The 22,984-nt window shown below is 33.3% G+C and carries 22 protein-coding genes; all 22 read right to left on the reverse strand.

Features of this window, described 5'->3' with window-relative positions; all coding sequences use genetic code 11:
- Window positions 1-52: 52 nt before the first annotated feature.
- The 22 genes from J8M14_RS10930 to J8M14_RS11035 all read right to left on the reverse strand — a co-directional run bounded on the left by J8M14_RS10930 (window position 53) and on the right by J8M14_RS11035 (window position 22,564).
- Window positions 53-1,015, reverse strand: a complete 963-nt coding sequence (locus J8M14_RS10930; protein ID WP_211074649.1) for a hypothetical protein — start codon at window positions 1,013-1,015, stop codon at window positions 53-55.
- Window positions 1,016-1,119: 104 nt separating this feature from the next.
- Entirely contained in the window at window positions 1,120-1,572 is a 453-nt protein-coding gene (locus J8M14_RS10935) for a PH domain-containing protein (RefSeq protein WP_211074650.1), read from the reverse strand.
- A gap of 2 nt (window positions 1,573-1,574) precedes the next feature.
- A complete protein-coding gene (locus J8M14_RS10940) occupies window positions 1,575-2,207 on the reverse strand; it encodes a hypothetical protein (RefSeq protein ID WP_211074651.1) in 633 nt (210 codons plus the stop codon).
- A gap of 138 nt (window positions 2,208-2,345) precedes the next feature.
- Window positions 2,346-2,723 carry a hypothetical protein gene (locus J8M14_RS10945; protein WP_211074652.1) on the reverse strand — a complete coding sequence of 126 codons (378 nt, stop codon included), beginning with the start codon at window positions 2,721-2,723 and terminating at the stop codon, window positions 2,346-2,348.
- Between the two features lie 50 nt (window positions 2,724-2,773).
- On the reverse strand, window positions 2,774-3,058 hold the full coding sequence (locus tag J8M14_RS10950) for a hypothetical protein (protein WP_211074653.1): 285 nt from the start codon (window positions 3,056-3,058) through the stop codon (window positions 2,774-2,776).
- Window positions 3,059-3,078: 20 nt separating this feature from the next.
- Complete coding sequence (locus tag J8M14_RS10955; RefSeq protein ID WP_211074654.1) at window positions 3,079-3,960, reverse strand: hypothetical protein; 882 nt, start codon at window positions 3,958-3,960, stop codon at window positions 3,079-3,081.
- 10 nt (window positions 3,961-3,970) lie between these two features.
- Window positions 3,971-4,561 carry a hypothetical protein gene (locus tag J8M14_RS10960; protein WP_211074655.1) on the reverse strand — a complete coding sequence of 197 codons (591 nt, stop codon included), beginning with the start codon at window positions 4,559-4,561 and terminating at the stop codon, window positions 3,971-3,973.
- Window positions 4,548-5,120: a hypothetical protein gene (locus J8M14_RS10965; RefSeq protein WP_211074656.1), complete on the reverse strand. Its 573-nt coding sequence runs from the start codon at window positions 5,118-5,120 to the stop codon at window positions 4,548-4,550. The genes J8M14_RS10960 and J8M14_RS10965 overlap by 14 nt, the downstream gene beginning before the upstream one ends.
- A gap of 33 nt (window positions 5,121-5,153) precedes the next feature.
- Window positions 5,154-5,705 carry a hypothetical protein gene (locus J8M14_RS10970; RefSeq protein WP_211074657.1) on the reverse strand — a complete coding sequence of 184 codons (552 nt, stop codon included), beginning with the start codon at window positions 5,703-5,705 and terminating at the stop codon, window positions 5,154-5,156.
- Window positions 5,706-5,726: 21 nt separating this feature from the next.
- Entirely contained in the window at window positions 5,727-6,338 is a 612-nt protein-coding gene (locus J8M14_RS10975) for a hypothetical protein (protein WP_211074658.1), read from the reverse strand.
- A gap of 20 nt (window positions 6,339-6,358) precedes the next feature.
- Entirely contained in the window at window positions 6,359-6,868 is a 510-nt protein-coding gene (locus tag J8M14_RS10980; RefSeq protein WP_211074659.1) for a hypothetical protein, read from the reverse strand.
- A gap of 1 nt (window position 6,869) precedes the next feature.
- Entirely contained in the window at window positions 6,870-7,709 is an 840-nt protein-coding gene (locus tag J8M14_RS10985; RefSeq protein ID WP_211074660.1) for a DUF4138 domain-containing protein, read from the reverse strand.
- Between the two features lie 3 nt (window positions 7,710-7,712).
- The gene (locus J8M14_RS10990) at window positions 7,713-10,061 is read right to left on the reverse strand and encodes a TraG family conjugative transposon ATPase (protein WP_211074661.1); all 2,349 of its coding nucleotides are present in this window, start codon (window positions 10,059-10,061) and stop codon (window positions 7,713-7,715) included.
- A 1-nt stretch (window position 10,062) separates the two neighbouring features.
- Window positions 10,063-11,229, reverse strand: a complete 1,167-nt coding sequence (gene traM / locus J8M14_RS10995; RefSeq protein WP_211074662.1) for a conjugative transposon protein TraM — start codon at window positions 11,227-11,229, stop codon at window positions 10,063-10,065.
- Window positions 11,230-11,243: 14 nt separating this feature from the next.
- Window positions 11,244-11,849, reverse strand: a complete 606-nt coding sequence (locus tag J8M14_RS11000; protein ID WP_211074663.1) for a M23 family metallopeptidase — start codon at window positions 11,847-11,849, stop codon at window positions 11,244-11,246.
- Between the two features lie 13 nt (window positions 11,850-11,862).
- Window positions 11,863-13,845: a type IV secretory system conjugative DNA transfer family protein gene (locus J8M14_RS11005; RefSeq protein ID WP_211074664.1), complete on the reverse strand. Its 1,983-nt coding sequence runs from the start codon at window positions 13,843-13,845 to the stop codon at window positions 11,863-11,865.
- Window positions 13,846-14,342: 497 nt separating this feature from the next.
- The gene (locus J8M14_RS11010) at window positions 14,343-15,725 is read right to left on the reverse strand and encodes a hypothetical protein (protein WP_211074665.1); all 1,383 of its coding nucleotides are present in this window, start codon (window positions 15,723-15,725) and stop codon (window positions 14,343-14,345) included.
- 396 nt (window positions 15,726-16,121) lie between these two features.
- A complete protein-coding gene (locus J8M14_RS11015) occupies window positions 16,122-17,027 on the reverse strand; it encodes a hypothetical protein (protein WP_211074666.1) in 906 nt (301 codons plus the stop codon).
- Window positions 17,021-17,674, reverse strand: a complete 654-nt coding sequence (locus J8M14_RS11020) for a hypothetical protein (protein WP_211074667.1) — start codon at window positions 17,672-17,674, stop codon at window positions 17,021-17,023. Before J8M14_RS11020 ends, J8M14_RS11015 begins: the two co-directional genes overlap by 7 nt.
- Before the next feature lie 477 nt (window positions 17,675-18,151).
- Window positions 18,152-19,717 carry a hypothetical protein gene (locus J8M14_RS11025; RefSeq protein WP_211074668.1) on the reverse strand — a complete coding sequence of 522 codons (1,566 nt, stop codon included), beginning with the start codon at window positions 19,715-19,717 and terminating at the stop codon, window positions 18,152-18,154.
- Between the two features lie 167 nt (window positions 19,718-19,884).
- Window positions 19,885-20,520: a response regulator transcription factor gene (locus J8M14_RS11030; protein WP_211074669.1), complete on the reverse strand. Its 636-nt coding sequence runs from the start codon at window positions 20,518-20,520 to the stop codon at window positions 19,885-19,887.
- A gap of 1 nt (window position 20,521) precedes the next feature.
- Entirely contained in the window at window positions 20,522-22,564 is a 2,043-nt protein-coding gene (locus J8M14_RS11035) for a sensor histidine kinase (protein ID WP_211074670.1), read from the reverse strand.
- Window positions 22,565-22,984: the final 420 nt, after the last annotated feature.

Consider the following 22,984-nt stretch of genomic DNA (forward strand, 5'->3'; position numbering starts at 1 on the left):
TCAATGTATGCTTGTCAATAATTGATAGATTTTGTTGAGGTAACCTAGTGGTCTATGCTCTTTTTAGTTTAGGGCCCTTATACTTATCGTTGATATTGGGTTTAACTTTCTTTCCGTTTTTAATTTTTTCCATATTTCTCGTGTTTTTTTCGACAGCCTTTACTCTTCGATTTTGAACTTTTATAAATTTTGTAAAATCTATGTTCTTTCCTTTTTCCTGGGCTTTTGTTTTCTTAGCAGCACTTTCAGCAACTTTGGTTAATTTTGAATCTCCATTACCAAGATTTTTTGCTATCTCGCTTATTTGTTGCTCGTTGTTGGTATCTTCATCAGAACCGAGGACGAGGTCACTGGCTCTTTTTTGTACTTCTATTTTGCTTATTTGTTCTTTTAAAGATGTGACTTCTTGTTTTAAGGTATTAATCAAAGTTAAGATATGCTCTATACCTTGATTATGATTCTTTTGTAGTGTGTTTTCTGGTTTTGGTTCTTCGATAATTCCCTTGACAACCTTCGGCTTTTCCTTAATTTTCTGTGTGTTTTTTGATTTTTTTTCAAAATATTCGAAAAGATCATCCAAAAGCTGATCCAATGCTGCTGCTATTGCATCGAGTCTAAATAAGGACGGACGAGTTGAGTTTACTTGTTTCTCATTTTCAGAAAGCTCTTTTTCCTGCTCTTCCACAGGGTTTATTGCTTTTCCTGTATGAGATGTTTTATTTTTTTTAGGATTCTTTACATTATTTATGTTTTCTTGGATATCTAAGAATCGATTAACATACTGGTTGAGTTCGTTGTTATTTTCCACGTCCTTTACCGTGGTTTCTTCATCCTGTTGATTTGTTTTTTCAGAAGAGTTTTTAAAGTTATTTGTAAGTATTGCTGCTAGAAGTTTTTCACTTTTGGCGGATATATCGTCTAATTTCGAAAATGGATCATTTTTCTGTGACTTAATACTTTTGGATGCTTTTTCTGAATCTAAAGGTTGTTGTGCTGTATTTTCTTCCTTAGCCATGATTCTTTTTTTATTTTGTGTTGTACTAGATTTTTAGGGATAAATTTTATATAAATGAGATTTCATAATGTTACTCCTTACATAGTAATGAGGTTATTCTTTTACTAAGCAATATCTACCTCACGAACTCCTTTAAGATCTCTTCTTATATCAATAGCGGTTCTCAATTGTTCCTTTAGTTCTTTGCCATTATCTAACCCTTTTAATATTAGTGTGGAATTAGAATGATCTGTAGTATTTAGTATGATATTGGAGAGTCCAAAAATACGGAGTAAGAAGGGTTGGTCATATTTAAGATCTTTAACTCTGTAAAGCTCTAATTCATCTGTTGTTCTGGAGAGTATTCCACGTTGTTCAATAATACGTTGCGTAGTGACTTCCAGCTTATTATACCTTGTTTCAAAGTATTTCCAAATTGCCAGTATAAGTCCCAAACCAAAAACAATTAGCAACGGAATACAGAGCATATAGAACATAAAATTAGTCCATTGTGAGGGAGTGCCTTTCCAGAGAATTTTTTCCTGGGTAAATTCGAGTTGTTGACCAGAGATATTCATAGTTATATTGGGTTTTTTGGAGGTACAGGTCTTGAATCCAGATCGTAATTTTCGATCAAAAGACCGTGCGGGTTTTTGTTAGTTCTGGAGACATTATATAATACAAATTTGGCTCGTATCTCGTTGACGGATTCTGTTTTCTGATCGGTTCGTAAAACTCTTAGCTTGCCATAAAATCTACCTTGATAAGGTGATGACTTATCATTAACCTTGATAGAATCAATTACTATTTTTTGTCGTAAATTTTCAGTAGATAATTTAGCAAAATGTCCGTTAGCCTCTAGTGTTTTATAAAGTTGCTTGCCAGACCTTCCTGCCAAATAAAGTGCTTGGTCGACTTTTCTTTTGTAATTGAATTGATCTACTTCCCAAAAAGAAGTATGAAACATCTTGATATGGTTCATAATCTCCGGCTTACGATAAGCGTCTATCTCACCACCATATATACCTTGCACCAATGCTGCTTGTCCATCTTCAGTAAGTATATAAGCAGTTTTTCTCATCGATTGAGCTGTGAAAAAAGCCCATGTCAGGCTCCCTGCTGATACAATGACTGAGACAATTAAACATAAAAAAACGGCTCTTTTAGCCAGCGCAAAACTGGTTGGGATATCCTTTAATGTTTTTAGTTCCATAGTATTGGATTTTAATTATATAAATTTTTTAGAATCTTTGATAAATCCCCCAACCTGTTACCAGAAATTAAAAAGGTAATCAGGCAGGGGAACAGGGCAATAAAAAGAGGTTTTTTTATGTTTTTAGATGCCCGAGGATTATGCGTCCCAATCTACATCAGTATTCGCTCCTGGTAAGAATACATTGGCAATCAAGGCTACCAAACCAAAAATGGCTAGTCCGATAATAAACCTGATAAAGTTTCGCTGGGCCTGTTCATTACCTTGCATATACTGGATAAAAATCAGAAAACCTCCGGCAATAGAAAATACGCCTACCACCGCATTTAGGATCGTTTTAATCTGGTCTCCCCATTCTCCAACCTTTGCGGCGACGTCATCCTGGGCAAATAGAGATACTACATTAAACACAATCAGCAGTGCAGTCAATATGAGCTGTTTCTTCCTAATCTGTAATCTCAGAGATTGTACATTTATTTTTTTTAGACTTTCTGGATTTAATTTTAATTGTAACATTTTTTTTATTTTGTAGTTAAACATCGAGTTAAAGTTTTACGGTTAAATTATTATTCATTTCTTTTAATAAGTGTTTTGATCTGTTGATTGATATGTACACACTTGGTGCTTGAGTTGTATTTTAACAAGGTTGATAATTCCCCTTTTCTCGGATATTTCTTATTGATATGTACATATCCAATACCTATGGCAATAAATACCAGAGATAGTAGAAAGGATGAAAAAACAGTAAACACAAATAACAATATGCAGCCTACAAGGATGACTACTGACTTGAGGTCAAGTCCAGCAATTACCGGTTTTTTCTCTAACACTTTCGGGGTTTTATACTCCATGTTTTATATATTTCATTTAGTTATTTTTTTCCTCCTATCACACTTTTATAAGCTCTATTGGCAGCTAACTTAAATGGGCTTGTAATGATACCAGAACCAAAGTTGCTATCCGTTTCATTGCCTGATGCCACTAAAATGTTCGCATACTGAGGTACTTTTAACACCGCAAAAATCATCACCACCTGTAATGCAGTTGATAGTAATACATTGCTAAATCCGCTTCCTAGATTGTTATTAATAATGACGATGATCGTTTTTAATATGTTAAGTATGGGAATCCATAATAGTACAGACAAAAAACCTAGGAACCATTTCTTTATGATGTCTTGATTTCCAGGGATTAATGAGAATGGAAGTACAAAAACTCCTAGAATAAAATAGATACTTTTTAAGATCAATTGTCTTAGCAAAATATATCCTGCAACTATAGATGAAATAAAAAGAATAATAAGGTGAATGAGCTCTAGAAACGGATTTACCTGGAGGATATCATAAATACCCGCACCAGCGCCACCGGTGGATTGCACATTTTCCATACTTAACTGAAATCTATTATTAAAATCAACAATGTTGGAGGATCTGGTAACTTTGACGGCAGCTTCTTCTGTAATGTCGATTACAATATTGGTAGGGACTACTAATAAATTCTCTACCAGAGGTTGATATAGAGACAATGCTGCCAGCACTAGTACTGGCCTTACCAATACGAATGGATCTAAATTGCTTGAAGGGTTTACCATATATTTCATCACCTTAGATCCTACCAAAATGATCATAATGACAGCCGCAAGGGCATACGCATAGTTGATAATTTCGGAGATATAACTTCCTAATCCTAGAAGCCCATTTTTTCCCAGAAATAAGGCGTCTTGAAAAAGTTCTATAGCTTGTGTTAAATCCATTTTTGTTTTTTTATCGTGTGAATAAAAGAGCACCTGCGGTAATCAGATTGCTTACGTCCTTATCAATGTCAAATACTTTGGCTCTAATATCAATAGCTCTTTTTAATAATTTCATAGCAGCCGTATAGTTATATCCAGCTCCACCTGCATTAATCAGCCCGGTTTTGATCATGATATTTTGCTGGTTTAGTTTATTTAGATATTCTCTTTCGCGGCGTAAATTAGATTCATGTTTATACAGCCCGTGTTTTAGTCCGAGAGTTGCGAATTTTTGAATTTGAATTTTTCGATCTACAAGAGTGATTTGGCGATTTAGATCCAGTAAAACAAATTCTAGCGTTGCTAAAACAGGAGCAGATCTAAAGTTTCCTAAAGCACCACGTCTATCGGAAATGTCCCTTTGAACTCGTTCTAATCGATCTAACCATGCTCTTTTGGTTTGTAAAAGGCTTATCTCGGTCCCGAGAGAGGCAGCAATTATACCTTTATGAGATGCAACAACTACATCATGGATCGTTTCAGAATATGAAGAACTTTGTCCTTCAATTTCCCAACTCCAACATAGGATACAAAGTAGTAGAATGATATTAATAGTCTTCATTTTCTAAAGTGATATTGATTACTTTTTCTAAAGCTGATAGTATGAGTAATTGTCTTTCTCCTTCGGGTATAGGATTGTCTGGTCTGAGATAATTGAGGATAAGTTCTTTTTCCTTTAGAAATTTTTTCTGAAATCGTCTCCTTATCACAAGATTGGTAGCTACTTTGGTTGGGTTGATTAAACTATATCTTCTTTGTATATATCCATAGCTATTATATCCTCTAACCGGATTAAAATTAACTCCGTCAACGAATCCACTAAAAATAATGGCGTTAGTGGTAGAAAGCAAAGTAGGATTATATGATATAAGTTCTCTATTTTGATTCACCCATCGATTCACTAATAATTGATCACTTAATGTTGTGGCTCCTGTGGTTGCCAACAATTTTGCATTACTGCTATTAATATCATTATAAGATCTTTGGGATAATATATCTTCATGTTGAGTATTTTGAGTACTCGAAGAAGTTGTTACTATCTGCGTATATCCAGCTTGTATCATGAGTATAGCGATAATCATGATCACTTTAAATTTTATGTTTTTATATAGATCTTGCATATGATTTCTTTTACTTGTTATTATTACATAGTATTATCTTGGAACCAGTGTATTCATTGAATTCGTAAGGCCAATATTATCTTCAATAATATCCAGTATTCTGTCTATCTTTTCCATGGTTTCCATCGAATTGAGGTAAAGATTAATGTGTTCTCCTTTAATCACCCTCCTCGTAAAAAGATTACCTCTGGATGCTATTTCGGACTGTACATTAAATATCATTTTAGAAACCGTTTTGAGATCTTTTTCGTTCGTACGTTTTCTGGAATACCTGAAAAAGGGGAGACGGCCGTTTGCCAATCTTAATGTTAAATACCGGGAGGTGATTCTTCTAGCTTCATTCTGAATTTCTCTATTTATTATATAGGAACTAAATGGATCAGCGAAAATGAATTCTTTTGTAATTTCCCCAATGTTTTCCTTATACTCTCTTATGATCCCATCAGGTTGATTTCGAAGCGTAGCATACAATGCCGTATTTGCTATGGAACCTGACAAGGAACCTAAATCAGTAAGATTTGGATATACTTGTGCTATACTATTGCAACCGATAAAAACGGTTATAAGAAGAATTATATGTTTCATATTTTGTTTGTTTAATATGTATCAGAAAGTAATTTCTATAGCTTTCATCGCTCGAATGATCTCCGCAAATTGATCGTAATTGGTTACAGCCAAAGCTGCGGCCGAAAAGAATATGATCTTTCTGGCGTCTCTGTCATTTTTAGAAAATTCTCTTATGAGTTCGCTTCTCAGACGGTAGACTTCCTGTCGTTTACCAGAGGCAATGGTACTTGCATCCAATAGCTGTAGTGTAAGTAATACCGATTTATCCAGGGTAAGTCTGTTAAGATATTCTCTTTTGTTAAATGTCATATAAGGTAAACCCGGATAGCTACTAAGTGCTGAGGTGGCAAGACTTAAGGCAGAAGATTGTGCAGATTGAGCAACAAAATTATCTCTTCTGTCAAAATGATTACGAGTATAAAGAAGATTCAGTTTACTGGTTTGAGCTGTCCATGCCGAAGCCAAAGCACCATTATTAATTCCCAAGGACGCATTCCTACCTGCTGTAGTACCGATTAATGAACCTAATTTGCCTCTTGTCTTCCCATCATTGTTAATGCGATTATGAGTATGATGGTGATGCCAAAATTGACCGTATCCAAGGTGTATCGTAATCAAAAAAAGCACTATAATTAGTATGTTCTTTTTCATAGTATATAATTTAAATTTTGTTATCTCCCTCTTGAAAAGCTTAGGAGAAAAGCATTTTTCTCTGCTTCTTTTTTCATGATTTCTAGCTCTGTAAGTATGGTATTGGTAATACTTACATATTTCTCTCGGATCTGATCGTTTATACCATTATTCATAGGTAGGGTGGTTCTGTTTGCTACCAGAAAAGTAGCCACAGTGATATGTGCGTTTTTTAGATAATTATACCGATCTGTACATTTTGATCTTTTAAAAGGATTGATGTAGTTATTACACATAGTCTCGTAATCGATATAATTTATAAAAGCAGAACCTAATGTGGGTTTACGAGTTGTAAATCGATTATCAATATATTCTGTAATGAATAGTGTAACGGCACTTTCACTAGGTAAGTCTCTAAATTTTTTTTCCGATTCATTGGCGTAGTGCTTTTCTGCTAATGTTGAGCCCGCTGTTAAGAAATCCAAATACGGTTGTGCAAAGCTGTTAGCTATTCCAAAGCATAATAGTATTGTTATAAAAAGTGTTCTCATATCAGATGATTCTTGGTTTTAATAAAGTTTTTCTAGGGATGTTTATGATTGCTGATCTACCTCCATTTTTTTCGAAAACATCAATGGAGAGTTTTTCTTTTTTGTTAAGCATGAATTTGTCAAATAGCAAGACTACAGTTATGTTTCCCTCACCTGTAATTTCCAAATCTGTGTTGCACGTATGAATTGGGTTTATTACTCTTTCCTGGTATAGATAATCTGCAGAAATTCTTTTGTCTAACTTGGTTCTAAATAGAATTTGGTCGATATCAAAATCTATTGTAGAAGTATTCTGGAGTTTTATTCGTATTCCTATTTTATCTTGATTGTAGAATATTCCATTTACCAGAATATTCAGGTCTTGTCCTTTTTTGTTTTTAATAAGAACATTAGAATTAATATGTTCCATTTTGGAACAGAGCAATTGAAGATAGCCTGTCTTTTTTTCTACAGTTTCTATTTCTTCTCTGTACGAGGGGACGATTTGATCAGATTCTTTTACCACATATGTTACGAGATTTGCATATCGTTCATATCTTAATGTGATAGAGTAGTAGTTTCCCTTGTCGGTAATAACCGTTAGGTTGGATAACTGACTTTTTGGATCAATAAGTTCTTCTCCAATATGCTTTAGTTTTACCATTTGTTGTAATGTGTCTGCTACGAAATAGGGGGATCCTAAATCCAGATATTTGATATTATCGTCAAATAATAGATGTGTGGTTTTAATATCAGAGACCTGTAAGGTATCTATGTACGTTATAGGAGTCAGATTTGTTTGACTTTGGAGAGTATAATTACTAATAAGTAATAGCGCTATGATATAAATGCTCTTTTTCATGTTTTACTGTTTTTCTACAAATTCGTTTAAAGCCAGTTTCATATTTTTCTTTTTCTTATACATATCGAATATGAATTTGTTTTCGTCTGCATTAGAGGAGTAGCAAGCGTATCGCTCTGGAGAAACCGTTACTTTGTATACGTTAGACACGCTTCCTACTTTAATAAATACTTCTCTTTTGTCAGTAGAGAATAGCTTCTCCAGATCAGATTCACTAAAGGATAAATGCTGGGCAAACTTATCTTTGGTTGCCATTTTCTTTTTGTGGGATAAAAGGATCATTGTATCCGTATTATTGATCATTGCTGGACCGGCCGGAGTATCTAAAATGTCTTCTACATCTTGTGTTGCAATGGCAACTTCTCCATAAAATTTTCTTACAGTCTTGTATAAGTACTTTATAAACTCTGCCATTTCACCAGAGGATATGGGCTTCCAGCATTCGTCGATAAAAATGGACTTTTTTACTTCTGGTATTTTTCTAATCTTACTCATCACCACATCAATACATAACATAGTAACTAGTGGAAATAGCACCGGATGATCTTTTATATTATCCATTTCGAATACTATAAACCTTTCCTGAATTAGATCTACTTGTTCTCTGGAGTTTAGGATTTGATCGTATTTTCCATCATGAAAATCTCTAAGGGATAATTTAAAACTGGTTTTGTCAAAATATTTAGCTTCTTCATCCAGAGTAGTGTTGTTTTCTACAAACTTGTAGAAAGATGAAAGACAGGGAAATTCGTCGTTACCATTAGAAAAACTATCGTAATAGGCATCAACATAGAGTCCAATAATTTGTTTTTCTTCTCTTTTGAAAGGGTCATCACCTTTCCATAAAAAGATGATCAGCGAAATAAGAAACACTTTTTTCTCATTGTTTATCTCATCTATATGTTTAAAATAAAATGGGTTGAACTGCAATGGGGAATCCAGGTCATATGCAAAATATTGACCGTTTACCAATTGACATAGTTTTTTATAGGAGTTACCAATATCGATCATAACAATATGATGACCTTGTTCATAATATTGGCTGGCAATATGATTGATCAGAAACGATTTTCCTGTTCCCGAAGGACCAAAAATTAGTCGATTTCTGTTTACGATCAACCCTCGTTTTAAAGGTTCATCCCAAAGATCAAGCCTCACTGGAGCTCCATTTTTTCTATCGCAAAAAAGAATTCCATCTTTGTTCCCTTCATAATAACTTTCAAAATTGAATAGAATAGGGGTTTGCTCAGAGATTCCTATGAATTTGTAGTTCTCAGGTATATTTACTGTAGCACCGGGAATATTATTAAGATAAATATCCTTGATGGCGTGTTTGATCTGGTAGGGAATAATACCGAGTTCATTAAAGGAGTTTTCCAATTGATTTTTGCTGTTTTCGAGTTCCTCTTCGGTATTATTCCATATGATTAGATTAAAATGCTGATTTACAAACCGTAACTCTTTTTCAATCACGTTATTTACAAGTTCGTTGATCTGATCGTAGGTTACTTCATTTTCTTTGGATAGAATGGCCAAACTTTTGAATTGGTTAAGTTTGGTTTTTAATTTTGAAAATATCCCATCTGATTTGTCTATATAAATGACTTGGTTGTAAATATGGTTACATTCTAATCCCAGACAAATAGGCTGAATAAATGGAATATGAAAATCTGTCTTTTGTGTTGAGAAATCAATGTTTTTTTTAGTTGATTCAAGTGAAAGCGGTAGCTGATCATACGAAGTGATTGCAAAAATCTCAGCTACCTTATCTCCAACCCTTAACTTTCCATCAAAAAATAGATCTTTAAGAGACTGCTCGCCTTTGTTAGACAACGACAGATATTTCCCTATGACTTCCAGAATAGTATCTGAATCTAATTTGTCAACTTCAAAAAATTCTTCTTTAGCCAGAAATGATATATTGGTACTTACTACTCTTAGGAAGTCATCTACCTCTTCCAGGTATTTTTCATATAGTTTAGGGTTGCTGGATAGGCTTACTTTTTTCTTGGCATCTTTTGTGAAAAACAAATAACATTCGTGACTTAAAGTGGGTTTCTCATAAAAGAACTTATTATCGCTTCGGGATAGCATTTGTTTTCCTTTGGCAATTGCCTCTTTGATAGTATCAATAAAGAAATAGTCTTGCTTTTGAATTATGGTATTCTCCGGCATGGATCGTATGATCTTGTCAAAGAGTTGATTAATTCTATCTATGGCATTTCTATCCAGAGAATATACCTGTGGGAGTTTTAGCTTGTACCCAACAGTAATATCACCTTTTTTGGAAACAATCAAATCATTTTCTACCGCATACAACGGAAATACTTTATCTATGTTCTCACTCTTCATATTACTCTGATTTTATATTAAACCATAGATGGTATTTTCTAGGCATGAATACTCTTCTTTTTTCGAATACTTCATTACTTAACTCTCTCGCACCGGATAGTATAGCAACGTCCTTAGCCTCGTCAAGTTGAATGTCATTATTGCCACCAAAAGTAGCGGCTTGGGTTCCTCGTTGATACGCATAATCATATACGTCTTTTGCCACTTTTGAAGGAATCTTGGGCCAGGTACGGTTACCCAGATGTATTCCTTCTCTGCCATCAAAATCAAAAAGACTGAAGTCTAATACATATAGTTTATTGCCTTTTTTATAACTAGTAATATCAATCAATAATCGATTGGTAGAGATATTTACAGTTCCATACACAATAGATCCTTTGGGTATAAAAACTGAAGGTTCCTGAATTCTTACATCTTGTTTTGTACGTATGGCAATCGTACTTCCATTCACAATGACTCCCTGATCGACCGTTTCGGCAGGGATCAAATCTTTAGTGGTTTTATTAGATTTTGAAGAAACCGCTCCCTGGAAATAGTCTTTTTGTGGTAATTTGTTTTGTACCGCTCCAATAATTCCTTGGCTGGCTTGCTGCGCTACGTTAGAGATGCCTCCTGGAGCTGCTATGTTCTGCACAGAATCAATAGTACGGGGAAGTGATTGTTGGCCGTAATTTGCTATATATTGATCATACGTTTTCAGAATATCTTCTACATCATTATTCACCGATTGTTGAGGAGTTTGAGTATTTGTTTCTGATAACAATTTTTCTTGTAGTTCTAAGATTTGCTTTAGCTCATCGTTTGCACTTTGAGTTTGAATTGTAGCTTCTTCCTGAGGATTTAACCCACCTCCTGATATGGCTTCTTTAAGCTGATCTTGTATGGATAGCTCTTTCGTGTTTTGAGAGTTACGAGAGTCATTATTAAGAAGTTTTACGGCATCCGTAATATTAGGGTCTAAAGAATCTAACTCCTCCTGAGCATATTTCTGTAGCTTAGACTTTCTATCAATTTTGTTATCATCGACTTTAGGAGTAGATATTTTTAGTTTAAACTCATTGCTTTTCGGTTCTTTTGTAGGGAATACAACGAGTTTGACAAAACCTGCCAGTATCCCTGAGAAGAGAACACCTACAATCGCAACAATAATTTTTTTTCTTTTATCCATAATTATAATGTCAATTAATTCATAACCATTTTCTGACCTTTGGAATTCATCATTTTTTTCCAGAAAACCAGAGGGTTTATTTTTTTGTCCTGAATCCAAACCTCATAATGCAGGTGTGGTCCGGTAACTTTTCCTGTAGCTCCTACAAAACCGATACGTTGTCCTTGTGAAACTTTCTGCCCCGGTTTTACTATACTGCGCCATAAATGAGCGTATAATGTTTTGGCACCTCCTATATGATAGATTATGATGCGATTGCCATATCCTTTTTGGTAATCAGATTTTATGACAATACCATCTGCCGATGCAAACACCGCTTTTCCTTTTTTAGCCACCAGATCTATACCTAGATGTTTTTTTTGTTTATGATCAATGGGATGATATCTATATCCATAATGAGATGATATATTGATAAAATCATCTTTGTTTATCGGGAAAAACAGAGGTGTATACTTAAGATTATTTGAGTCTTCAGCGATGAGACCTTCAACTCGCTGTTCTTGAGCATTAACAACACTGATATTCGGATTAAGCATCATAACAAAAGTGATAATGATCAATAGACGTTGATTTCTATTAATTCTATTATTCTTGATTATGTAGGATACTATAGCTATCATTGTTTTGGATCTGTTATATTTCGGTAATAGGAGTGCTTATATTATTTTCAAAATCTCCATGATTGTTGGTCTCATACATTTCGTTTCCTTGTTCTAGTTTGATCAATTCATTATGGATGAGGATGTCTATTTCATCTACAATGCGATTAAAATTTCCATCAAGTAGCGCTTCCATATTTTCTTCTTCAATTACTTTTGGGATTTCAGATTTTATTTGATCATATCGATCTTCGATTTTGATTTTACCTCTGAAAATTTTCCTATTGATTTCTTCTCCAAAATTGTCGGCAACTACACCTACAAATTCTCCTTGTGATAGCTGGGAAATAGTAGCGACCGGAATAGCGTATTCTAAGTTTTCGTTAATGCTATAAGAGGTGGAGTCTGTATCTACAGAGATATTTTTTAATTTTTGCTTTTTCTTACCAAAAATTTCCTGAAGCTTTGATGCAGTGTCACTTCTTACAGAACCGCTAAAAATGTTCCCGACAATATTGAATATGGTTTCGGCAATTTTGTCTCCATAATCTCTTTTTAATTGTTCCAGATCCTGCATTCCTATAGTTGTTGAGATTTTGTTAGATCTGGCAGTAGCTATAAGATTATCTAATCCCATAAAATACATAGTAGGTAGCTCATCCAATATCACTGAACAAGGTTGTCTTTTCTGTTGATTGATCTCTTTTAATATTTGTGTTGATATTAATCCTAAAGCGGGTGAGTTAGTAGTTTGAGTAGCGGGAGAATTAGCCAGGATCATAATCGTTGGATTCTCAGGGTCATTTACACTAAGCGGTATGTTTAGTTCCGGATATACGTTGTTCCCCATCACCCAGAAAAGTTCTTTAGTGGCTAATTGTGATAATGGAATTCTTGCCGATGCCGTTTGTCCTGATAATTGCTCATAAGCTTCTTTTTCTAGGGCATCAGCAAAAGGAGTCATAAAGAATTTGAGTTCTTTGTATTGCGTAAAGATCTTAAACACTTTTTCATCAGGACAAGAGGCAAGGGCAATGGCATGGGGTAATGTGCAAAATTTTCCTTGTTCATATATTTTTAAGAAATAGATGCAAGATGCAAAGTAGGATATGGCAGATTGGGCAAAAAAGTCTTTTTTGGTAATCCATTCTTTATTAAGATTATACAATACTGTTTGAGCCGCTTCAATAGCATCTGCTGCCTTTCTAATCAGATCTGGACTGATAGGATTTACAAAATTTGATTTTTCAATATCATCAAGAGAAACTACACTAAACTTAGGCTCCTTTTTGTACTGATTTTTGTAATATTGAAAAAATGCATAGGTTTCTTTGGCTAATGATGGAAACTTAAAGTCGTAAACCATCATGGTAAACTGCTTTTGGATATGTTGTCTGATATATTCTTCTACTACAGAATATGATTTACCCGAGCCAGGTGTACCAAGTACCATGGTCGCTCTAAATGGATTGACTACATTAATGACCCCATTGTCTGTTTTGAAGTTGACTGAATACTCATTTACTTTTACGTCTTTTTCTTGTTTGAAGATTTGATTCTTTTCGTTGAATTCATCTTTTTGCCCATAGAAACTAAAGCTTCTTCGAAGGTTTACAAAGCTTCCTGCAAATACAAGAAATGAAGCAATGCTAACGATAAGATTTATAGTAATCGATGATCCTAATAGAGGTATTAGGATAAATGAAAGAATACTGATCACTAATGCGATTACATAGTATTTCAGTTCTATGTCGCTTTCTGGTTTCTTTTTTACTCTAAATCCAAAAGAGGCAAAAGCAAATAAGAAGATGCATATCAACCTGGTAAAAATAGAATATTCAAAAAGGGGTACCGCATCATAAAGTTTTATCAGAAATTTATTGATAAAATTCTGTGTCCAACCATTATCTTTAAAAACATCCAAATAGGTAACATACAAATCAGATAATAGTAATGCTACGCACATCAGAATGGCGAAAATGATCAGTATGTCTATGGATAATTTACCGTCTTTCATTGTTTTAAATTTTTAAACTTTTCGTATAGAAATAATTTGTTGTAGTAAACAAATCAGTTTTTATATTTCTTTTTTTCGAGGTCAGTTTTACAAAAGATAGACTTCTGATTTGGGGACTTTATCTTGCTATATTTTGTTATGGTAAAGATGGTTTATAAAAGGATGCGAATCAATTAGGGGTAACCCTACTATTTCAATTTGAAATTGATTGAAATGAGGGATTTTTTAGTTTTTGTTACCGGGAATATGGAGAACTTTGGATATCAAAATAGGTATAGCTAGATGAACAATGAAGAATATAAATCAGGTTAGTGATCGAAATTTATGTATCAATTAAAGTATATTCAAAAGAAGAAAAATTGTTGGGGAACTAAGCCTTATAAGTCATTAGTGATTAGGCGGTAAGAATTGAGATAAAAAATAAGGCTTTTTGAAGATTACTTCAAAAAGCCCATGGTTATGATCATAGAATAGGGTTGAGTAAAGATTTCAAAACTTTAAGTTGTTTTTAATTTAATATTTATAGACTTTTCTTTCGCTTCTTCTGGCTGTTGAGAGCGATTATGTAAGTTCGTAGCCAGGTTCTCAGGTAAATTTGCGATTACTTTGAGAACTTTGTCCGCAGTGGGATGAATTTTATAACCTGAAAACTCCTGTCTTGCATGATATACTTTACTAGGATCTAATTTTCTGGGAGATGCTGGTGCAACACGATCTAATATTCCATTTTCTTTGTCCACAGAAAGGTCCGTTAAATCCTCAGTTTTCTTGGGATTAAGAAGATCGCGACCTTGTTCGGCTGTTATTTCTGCTGACTTTTTGGTAGTATTATTATGTTTAACATCTCCAATTTCTATATCTATTTCTTTTGATTCTGTAGCTTTTGGACTTGCCGTTTTTAGATCAGGATTTTTTTGGCTCGTTCCTTTTATATCTATTGCTTTTTGATCTGTATTTTGTTCTAATACCGATTTATAATGGGTTAAGCTATCTTTAAGCCAATTCGCCCATAATCTTGCTCCGCTTATGGCATTTGCTGTAGGAACAACTCCTTGTGTAATGATCTTACCTGTTTTTTTGTAAGCATAATAGCTGGCCATGCCTGCAATTGGTGGCAGTAACATATTTTTTACAAAATTCCCCAGATCCTCTTGATTACTCTCTTCAGATAGGTAGGTGAGCACTCCTGCAACGACTCCGGAACCCAATTTGAGGTTTTCGTGTATCCAACTTTCGAACTCTTTTTGGTTTACTTTTGATAAGGTAAGATAATGAGTAGATAAGTTATTGATAATTTCCTGATCAGCCGGATTCAATTTGTATTTGCCGCTCTTTATATCATCATTAAGCAATATGGTCGCTATGGTAAGTTCTAAGAATTTTGCAGCTTCCATTTCATTTTCAGAGTTTGTAGTAGCATTAATGGTTTCGTGAAGCTTATCCAAGTCCTTTTGTATTTCTAATATTTGTAGGATATGATCAGCGTTAGAATATCCAAACTCTAGTAGTCCTTCTTTAAAATTACCTGTCCATTCTAATATGTTTCCAGCGGTTTTTGTAGCCGAGCAACAGGCATCACCTAACCACTTCATTCCGGATGTAAGACATTGTAAATACCATGTTTGTTCTGCTGATTGCTGGGATTGATCTTGTGGTGTTAAGTTTCTTTGAACAATCGTGCTAAGTTGTCGATTATTCGTAGGTCTTAGTAATCGGTAAAAACCTGGTTGCCGTTGTAACGTATGTCTATCTTTGGATTCTGATGTAGTGGTTTGTGAAACTGGAGAATTGACATGAGCTGGTCTTTGTCCCTGTTTTTGATCAGCAGATCGTCTAGGAGTTCCTTGTTCAAGATCTTGTGTGTCTTTATGATCCGGCATAACATATATATTTTAAAAATTAATAAATAATTGAATTTTTTAACTTGAATAAAGATGGGTTATAAATGTCTGTAAATCAATTAGTGTTAACCCTACTTTTTCAGTTTGGAGTGGATTGCGTTAAGCGGAATTATTAGTTTCTTCTAGAATGATGTCACTGAGAATGAATACTAGCACCTCACTTTTGTTTACTCGGCTACTTTAGCCCTAACATAAAAATCATGTTAGAAAAAGGCGATCAGTAACTAGATTTTATCTATGCTTTCAGATGTTGGGAGTTTATATAAAAAAGCTTTTTGAAGATTCCTTCAAAATGCTTGATGTTGATCATTAATAGAAAAGATATACTTAACTCCAAGTTTCTTTATTAAGCTTAGGATCAATTACTTTTAGAATTTATCTTCCTTTTCCAGTATCTTTACCTATACCTCTACCTCTCCGATCTTTTTTTTGATCCCTTGCTTTTTCGTCAGGTTTTGTAATGTTTTCATCACTATTAGTGACAGATTTCTTTGTAATAGTATCCTTACTCGAAGTTTCTTCATTCTTTGCGTCAAATGCTTTGTTAATTTTATTAACTTTAATAAAATCGGTTCCTTTTAATTGTTCAATGGTATTTTTTGAAGCCCCTGTTAGCTCAAAGTCAACAAGTCGATCTGCATTATTTAATATGTACTCTTCATCAATCTTTAACAGTCTTCCATCATTGCTTGGTGTTAAAAAACCAGCTAAAGATCCCTCTTTTAATACTTTTGACTTACTTTCGGTTTTGACAACTTGATTACTGGTTCTTTCCAGATTTTTACTATCTGAATTTACGCTTTCAGGTTGCGAGGTAATTATTGGTTTTGCTCTTTGTGCAATTTGTTTACTTAGAACATTTTTATTGGCTTCATGATATTTATAATCTTTATTAAGAATGCTTGCTCCAGTACTGAATGCTATGGCACCCCTTCTTGAACTAAGGAGAGCTTGTGCTGTTTTTTCTTTGGTAAGATTATGAGTGAAATAAGCAGTAGCTCCACCTAGTAAAGGAGGAAGTACGCTGGCTGCCAATCTAGCAGCAATGTTAGTAGTTACTGTTCCGGTGACTGAACCTAAACCAAAACAGGCACAAGCCATTATCGAAGATGGTATTTTTGAATTTTCTTTAAAAAAATTTTCCCATTGTTTTTCTCTTAAAGAAGCTTTTATTTTATAGTATGGCCCTAGCTGATTGACTAAATTATTTTCATCAGAACTTAGTTCTGGTTTCGCCACGTTTATGTCATCAGATGGATTGGTTAATTTGTATGCTAACAAAAACTCCAAATTTTTTTTTTTGCTTTTTCCAGTTTTGTGAATTTTTCTCCTTGTGTAAGCCCTTTTAATGTCTTTTTTACACGACTTAAATCATCCTGAATCTCACCAATTGTAGCTACATCTAGTTCCGGGTTTAAAGAATAATTTATCAAGCTACGTATTCCATGATAACCTTCATTCAGAGAATTTGTGCAACATAATAAAGCAGCACATTTACCGATACAGTCCCTTGCTTGTAACATTCTAATTTCATTATCTGATTTACCAGGATACTTGTTATACTGATTTTGAGGTATTTCTTGAGTAAATATTTTTTGTAGTTCTTCTGATAAACTATCTGCCGTATCTTTATAATGTTTCTCAATAGTATTGTTATTATCGATATTACATTTTGCGATTACTCCAGCTTGCTCTTTGAACTCTTTTGAATCAGGGTCAATCTGACTATTACTTTTAATACTCTCTAATGCGTTAGCCGCGGCAACTTTGTTTTTATTTAATTTTTCGAGAACCTCTTGTGAGGCACCTGCAAGTGTTGCACTTTCTACTCTTTCTTTAATAGCGGCATATAACTTTTCAGATTCGGCAATTTTTTCCTTTAAAGATTTTATTGCATTTTTATCGGGATCATGGTGTTTAGCATCCATAAGCTTAAATATTTTAGTTTGAATAATTATTTTTTAAATGAATTTATTGATTTATCGCAAGTCAATACTTATGACCATTACTGTATAATAGGAGATGTATGAACATAAAGGAAATCAGCGATATGTTTTAAAATTTATGGTTTTTATAAAAAAGAATTTTGATTCCATTAGTTATAAATATTATCTTTTAAATGTGATCGGTTTTTTTAGGTTGGATACGATTCTTTGTAATTTTTAATAATTTTCTAACGTATTCAATATTTTTGTTATTCTATTTTAACAGTTCTCTTTAGGGAATTATTTCTGAAATAAATATCTATTTTATTAGAGAGCCAGTCAATTAGGGATACCCCTACTTTTTGGTATTCTGTTTTACAGAGCAATTTTTTTTGGTAAAAAATAAATTGTTTTAGTCAATAAAGGTTTTGACTAAACCGTAAAGTTCTATGATACAGATGTATAGTGTTCATATCTTCTTTATACTAAACTGATGCGTTGAGTTGCTGCTGTAAGGTTATTGTATAGTGTTTTGGCAGGTTCAAAATCAGGTTTTTTATTTATGAGCGCATCAAGAATGGAAAGACACGTCTCATCCTCTTCCATTATATAATAACAAACCGCAACACAGTAGATTGTATTCTCATTAGTACCGTAAATGTCTTCAGAATGTTTGAAAAAATCGATGGCTTGCTCATAAAAACGTAATTCATAAAGTAGCTCCCCTAATTGATACGGGATATTTTGCTCTTCTTTCATTGGGTAATACCCTTGCCATACTTTATGCACCAGTTCCAGCGTGTAGTGTCGCTGTTCATCGGTAAAATCCTGACACAGCTCCTGAAATCGAAATAAGAATTGCTGAAAAAGCCTTGCATCATAGTTGCTCAATCTGATATAGGTAAATAATTCTTTGATGCCTAATTCGGGGATTTGTTTTTCGATATGTTTTTTTATACTGAAGAAATCATCTGGTCCAAAGTCGAATACTTTATTATGATATACTTGTTGAGATTCTTTGTATTGCTCTGGATTATTTACATAAAACAATAGTCCGACGGTAATATTAGACACAGGATGTTCGGGAAATAGTGTTTTCCCAGAGGATAAATGACAGTGTTCTTTAATAGCGTGATAATTTGCTGTGATCGAAAAACTACCGTGCTTGGCAATAAAAGGGGGTAATCGATATTGCCAATCATCCAGTTCATGAGCAGCTTTATCTGCAGTAATGAGTACCAGTCCTTGTTTTGATAGTTTTTTTAGTCGATCAATGCATCGAATCCCAATATGGGGGAATAACACATAACTGTCAGATAAGTTGTGTTGATAAAACTCTAAGAGTTGATTTTGACGATCATTGGCATACGGATTGGACGCTACAGGTTCCAGAATATACGTAGCTTCAAGATTTTCTATAATCTCTTTTGTGGACATGTCAATATTAAAATCGTGTCCTTCAAGTTTTACCAGTGCATTTGAGATGTTTCCTTCATTACAATAATACAGGTCTTGAGGTATAGAGTCAAAAAAATAATTAGCTATGGCGATTATAGGTTCTTCTACCTGATTTTGATCAACTATGATCTTGGATTTTGCCAAATGCAACATAGTATCTTTTTCGACATCGAATAGGGCATAGTCTAATATTCCTTGTTCAAAAAAAGATTGAAGTTTTGGATGTTGATCCCAAAATGCTAATGTTTCTTCTACAAAGTCGGTCATTACATATATGAAAGGCATCTTGTCGATTCCTAGTTGATGTAATTTAGTGCTTAGTGTTTGTAGCAAATGAAAAGAAAAACGTCCGGAGCCCGTTCCTAGCTCGACGATATAGATGGGTTGTTGGCATTCATTTAAAAGATTTCTATCTCTAAAAATACCGATAAGCAACTCTGCATAGGTATCTGCCATATATGGGTTACTAGTAGCATAATGAGGAACATCACCATCTTGCCAGGCATCTATATTAGTTTCTTGGAAATATTGCCTTTGGAGTTGCCATAAATCGGATTCTGAGAATTTTTGTGTTTCTGTATGTACCATTTTCTATAAAATAAAAAATGGAGAACCTCAGAAACATTATTATGGGGGTAAAGGGTAGTATGTTTGATTAGTTCTCCATTAACTAAACAAGTGTTGTAAAAACTATTGATACAAAGTTTATAGATAATACAGACAAAAACAATTAGTGTTAACCCTACGTTTTTACCTTATAAAAAAAGCTTGTAGTTTTCTTTTACCCAAATTAGAAGACTATGCGTTTTGGCTTCTAGTCCAAGTTTTACTCTAATATTGGCTCGATGTTTTTCAATAGTTTTAATGGTTACAAAAAGCATTGCTGCTATTTCTTTTGAGGTTTTGTTTTTGGCAATGAGATAAAGGACTTTTCGCTCTGTAGTGGTTAATTTTTTTAATATACCCGAAGAGCTATCTGCAGATACATTGAGAAGTTTTTGAATGTCTTTTCCTTGATAAGTTTCATTTTTACTTACTTTTTTTAGACAGTGTTCTATTTCTTCAAGTGCAAACTCTTTCAATAAATAACCATACACATTTAAATTTTTAGATTCGAAATAAAATTCTTCATTTTTATGCAGGGTAAGCAGAATAATTTTGGTATTGATTTTATTCTGAAGGCATTTTCGGGCAATCTCTATACCGGTCAATTTAGGCATCTGAATATCTAGCAATGCTATTTCTGGTTTTAGCCTAATGATATTATTATAAGCCGATAATCCGTCAGAAGAAGTGTCAACAACATCAAAGCCTTTGTCTGTTAAAAAGATGTGCATCCCTTTTAGCAATAAAGGATGATCATCTGCAATAAATATAGTGGATCTATTCATCTTATGCGGGTATTAAAAATTCAATCTGAGTTCCTTTGTTTTTTTGGGTATTGATACTCATAGAACCTTTTAAAAGGTTAATTCTTTCTTGCATGGTTTTTAACCCGATACTCTTTTGGCTTTTATATGCTTCAGAGACTTCATAGCCTTTACCATTATCTTTTATAATCAATTGTATATGTTTTTCGAACTTATTTATGTCTATTCTGGCTGCTGTAGCTTCTGAATGTTTTATGATATTATTTACAGATTCTTGTATGATTCTATAGATATTAATTTGTTGTTTGTCATTAAATAGTTTGTCTATATTTTCGATTTCGTATGAAACAAAAATTGAAGAATTTTTTTCAAACTTTTCCATAATATTGAATATTGCTGTAGTAAGACCAAATTCCTTCAATTCGTAAGGGTGCAAGTCGGACAAAATTGATTTTACTTCACTAATGGTTTGATTGGCAATATTTTTAATATCATCTAAGTCGTTAAGGATAGATTGGTTTTTAATAAGTAATAGCTGTTGTCCTACACCATCATGTAGTTCTGAAGCAATACGTTTACGTTCTTGTTCCTGGGTTAGGATTAGGTTTTGAGAATAATTCTGCTGCATTTTCTTTTTTCTATCAGCATATAACTTCGCAATTACAGAATAGAAAAATCCAAAAAGGAGTGTAAGCCCTATTCCCCCAAAAATCATCAGGTTGTTTTTAATGGTATTGTCTTTTTCTAATAACAGAATATTAGCTTCTTTTTTGGCAATTTTTCGATCTTTACGTTCGGATTCGTATCGATCCTGATAATATAGTAATGCTTTTTCTTTCTGGATACTATACATGGAATCTCTTAAATATCGATATTTTTCAAGATATTTTAGCGCTTTACTATTATTACCTTTTGCTTTATACAATTTGTAGTATAATTTCTTATGAAGAATGCCAATATGTGTAATTCTATTTCCTTTATATAGCGTATCTTGTTTTTTAAGAATTGATAATGCTACATCATAATTTTCCCTTAATTCTTCGATATAAATTTTGGCTAAATTATACTGTTCCTGAACAAATCTACTATTCCTAATTTTACTATTTAGGGTATCAAATTTTTGGATATATTGAACCGCCAATTCAAGATTTCCCTTTTTAGCGTATAGTTCTGAGGCTAACAAGGGTAATAACCCAGCGACATCATTTATTTTTCTTTCGGATAGTTTAATGTACTTTTCCGCTTTAAGAATATATTCTTCTTGTTTATCAATTTTTTTATCACTCCTTGCATTTAACGACATATTATAAGCAATTCTCGCGGCGTTATAATAGTTCTTCTTTTCAAGATAATATGCCAGGTTTTTCTGATTTACCTCTTCTGCTTCTTTAAAAAAACCATTTAAGGCAAAAAGAGCGGCTAAATTTTGATTGGTTCTGGCTATACCTTCGAGATCTTTATTTCTTTCATAAAAAGCTTTTCCCTTTTCATAATCGTGAATAGCTTTAATAGATTCTCCATCAAGATGATATGCTTGTCCTCTAAAAACGATTGCATCATTTATAAAAATGGAATCTTTGGGTTTATATTTAGCAATAGCCTGGTTAGAATACTCTATAGCCTTTTTAAAATCATGTTCCTTGTAATAGGAATGAGTTGCTAATCTGCGGTAAAGCCCAGCGATATCCTTGGATATGGTAAGCTGATCTTCGTAGTTAAGCATTTTATTAACTGCAAGTAAACCTTTGTCAAATTCTTTTTCTCTGTAATAGCTATCATATAGTTGTAATGTTCTAAAAGTTGCTTTATCAAACTCTTTTATATCGATAGCAAAATCTATAAATTGACTGGCATAGGTTATATGGGTTTTATTTTCTTTACGAAATGTGACATTGCAAATATGTTCATACGCTTCTATTTTTAATTTAGTAGAAGTATTCGTGTCATTAATTATATTAATATGTTCATCCAATGATTCTTGACCGTAAAAAAGACATGGAAAGAATAGTAAAAGAATGTGAAAACTTATGTGGAATCTTGTTTTATGTAAAAAGTTAAAAATCATCGGTTTTAAAATTATAATCACCTAGTATTAAATCAAATAAGCTATAATATGAAGGACTACTCTATTTATTAGCAATATTTTGTATTTTGTTCCTAAGTAGTCAAAGGTCTAATGAAATACTTACTTTTTTTACAATAATTTTTCAATAAAACAATAGATTCCATAAAAGAAATTGGGTTTTAGGTATGCATTTTTCAAATGTAACATTGAGCTAAAAATATAGGTATTATAAGCTCAATGATCTTAAATGATTTGGAATGACTTATATATTTGAAAAACTGTAGCTTTAATCTCTTTAAAAGTGAAATTTTTCTAACTATTTCCTGAAATTAAAGATGATTATTATCTTCATTTTTTGTTACGAGGAAGAAAATCATTGTTATAGTAGCTTGACAAAGTATAGTTATTTTAGTCTGTTAG

Source organism: Aquimarina sp. MMG016 (assembly GCF_018100805.1).
Taxonomy (GTDB): Bacteria; Bacteroidota; Bacteroidia; order Flavobacteriales; family Flavobacteriaceae; genus Aquimarina.

Excerpts from the sequence above, each read along its gene's own strand:
- J8M14_RS10970 (WP_211074657.1), bottom strand. The coding sequence starts at position 5,705 with ATGAAACATATAATTCTTCTTATAACCGTTTTTATCGGTTGCAATAGT.
- J8M14_RS10960 (WP_211074655.1), bottom strand. The coding sequence starts at position 4,561 with ATGAAGACTATTAATATCATTCTACTACTTTGTATCCTATGTTGGAGT.
- J8M14_RS11030 (WP_211074669.1), bottom strand. The coding sequence starts at position 20,520 with ATGAATAGATCCACTATATTTATTGCAGATGATCATCCTTTATTGCTA.
- J8M14_RS11005 (WP_211074664.1), bottom strand. The coding sequence starts at position 13,845 with ATGAAAGACGGTAAATTATCCATAGACATACTGATCATTTTCGCCATT.
- J8M14_RS11035 (WP_211074670.1), bottom strand. The coding sequence starts at position 22,564 with ATGATTTTTAACTTTTTACATAAAACAAGATTCCACATAAGTTTTCAC.
- J8M14_RS10930 (WP_211074649.1), bottom strand. The coding sequence starts at position 1,015 with ATGGCTAAGGAAGAAAATACAGCACAACAACCTTTAGATTCAGAAAAA.
- J8M14_RS10980 (WP_211074659.1), bottom strand. The coding sequence starts at position 6,868 with ATGAGAACACTTTTTATAACAATACTATTATGCTTTGGAATAGCTAAC.
- J8M14_RS10965 (WP_211074656.1), bottom strand. The coding sequence starts at position 5,120 with ATGCAAGATCTATATAAAAACATAAAATTTAAAGTGATCATGATTATC.
- traM (WP_211074662.1), bottom strand. The coding sequence starts at position 11,229 with ATGGATAAAAGAAAAAAAATTATTGTTGCGATTGTAGGTGTTCTCTTC.
- J8M14_RS10940 (WP_211074651.1), bottom strand. The coding sequence starts at position 2,207 with ATGGAACTAAAAACATTAAAGGATATCCCAACCAGTTTTGCGCTGGCT.
- J8M14_RS10955 (WP_211074654.1), bottom strand. The coding sequence starts at position 3,960 with ATGGATTTAACACAAGCTATAGAACTTTTTCAAGACGCCTTATTTCTG.
- J8M14_RS10935 (WP_211074650.1), bottom strand. The coding sequence starts at position 1,572 with ATGAATATCTCTGGTCAACAACTCGAATTTACCCAGGAAAAAATTCTC.
- J8M14_RS11020 (WP_211074667.1), bottom strand. The coding sequence starts at position 17,674 with ATGGATGCTAAACACCATGATCCCGATAAAAATGCAATAAAATCTTTA.
- J8M14_RS10975 (WP_211074658.1), bottom strand. The coding sequence starts at position 6,338 with ATGAAAAAGAACATACTAATTATAGTGCTTTTTTTGATTACGATACAC.
- J8M14_RS10985 (WP_211074660.1), bottom strand. The coding sequence starts at position 7,709 with ATGAAAAAGAGCATTTATATCATAGCGCTATTACTTATTAGTAATTAT.
- J8M14_RS11010 (WP_211074665.1), bottom strand. The coding sequence starts at position 15,725 with ATGCCGGATCATAAAGACACACAAGATCTTGAACAAGGAACTCCTAGA.
- J8M14_RS10945 (WP_211074652.1), bottom strand. The coding sequence starts at position 2,723 with ATGTTACAATTAAAATTAAATCCAGAAAGTCTAAAAAAAATAAATGTA.
- J8M14_RS10990 (WP_211074661.1), bottom strand. The coding sequence starts at position 10,061 with ATGAAGAGTGAGAACATAGATAAAGTATTTCCGTTGTATGCGGTAGAA.
- J8M14_RS10950 (WP_211074653.1), bottom strand. The coding sequence starts at position 3,058 with ATGGAGTATAAAACCCCGAAAGTGTTAGAGAAAAAACCGGTAATTGCT.
- J8M14_RS11000 (WP_211074663.1), bottom strand. The coding sequence starts at position 11,849 with ATGATAGCTATAGTATCCTACATAATCAAGAATAATAGAATTAATAGA.
- J8M14_RS11025 (WP_211074668.1), bottom strand. The coding sequence starts at position 19,717 with ATGGTACATACAGAAACACAAAAATTCTCAGAATCCGATTTATGGCAA.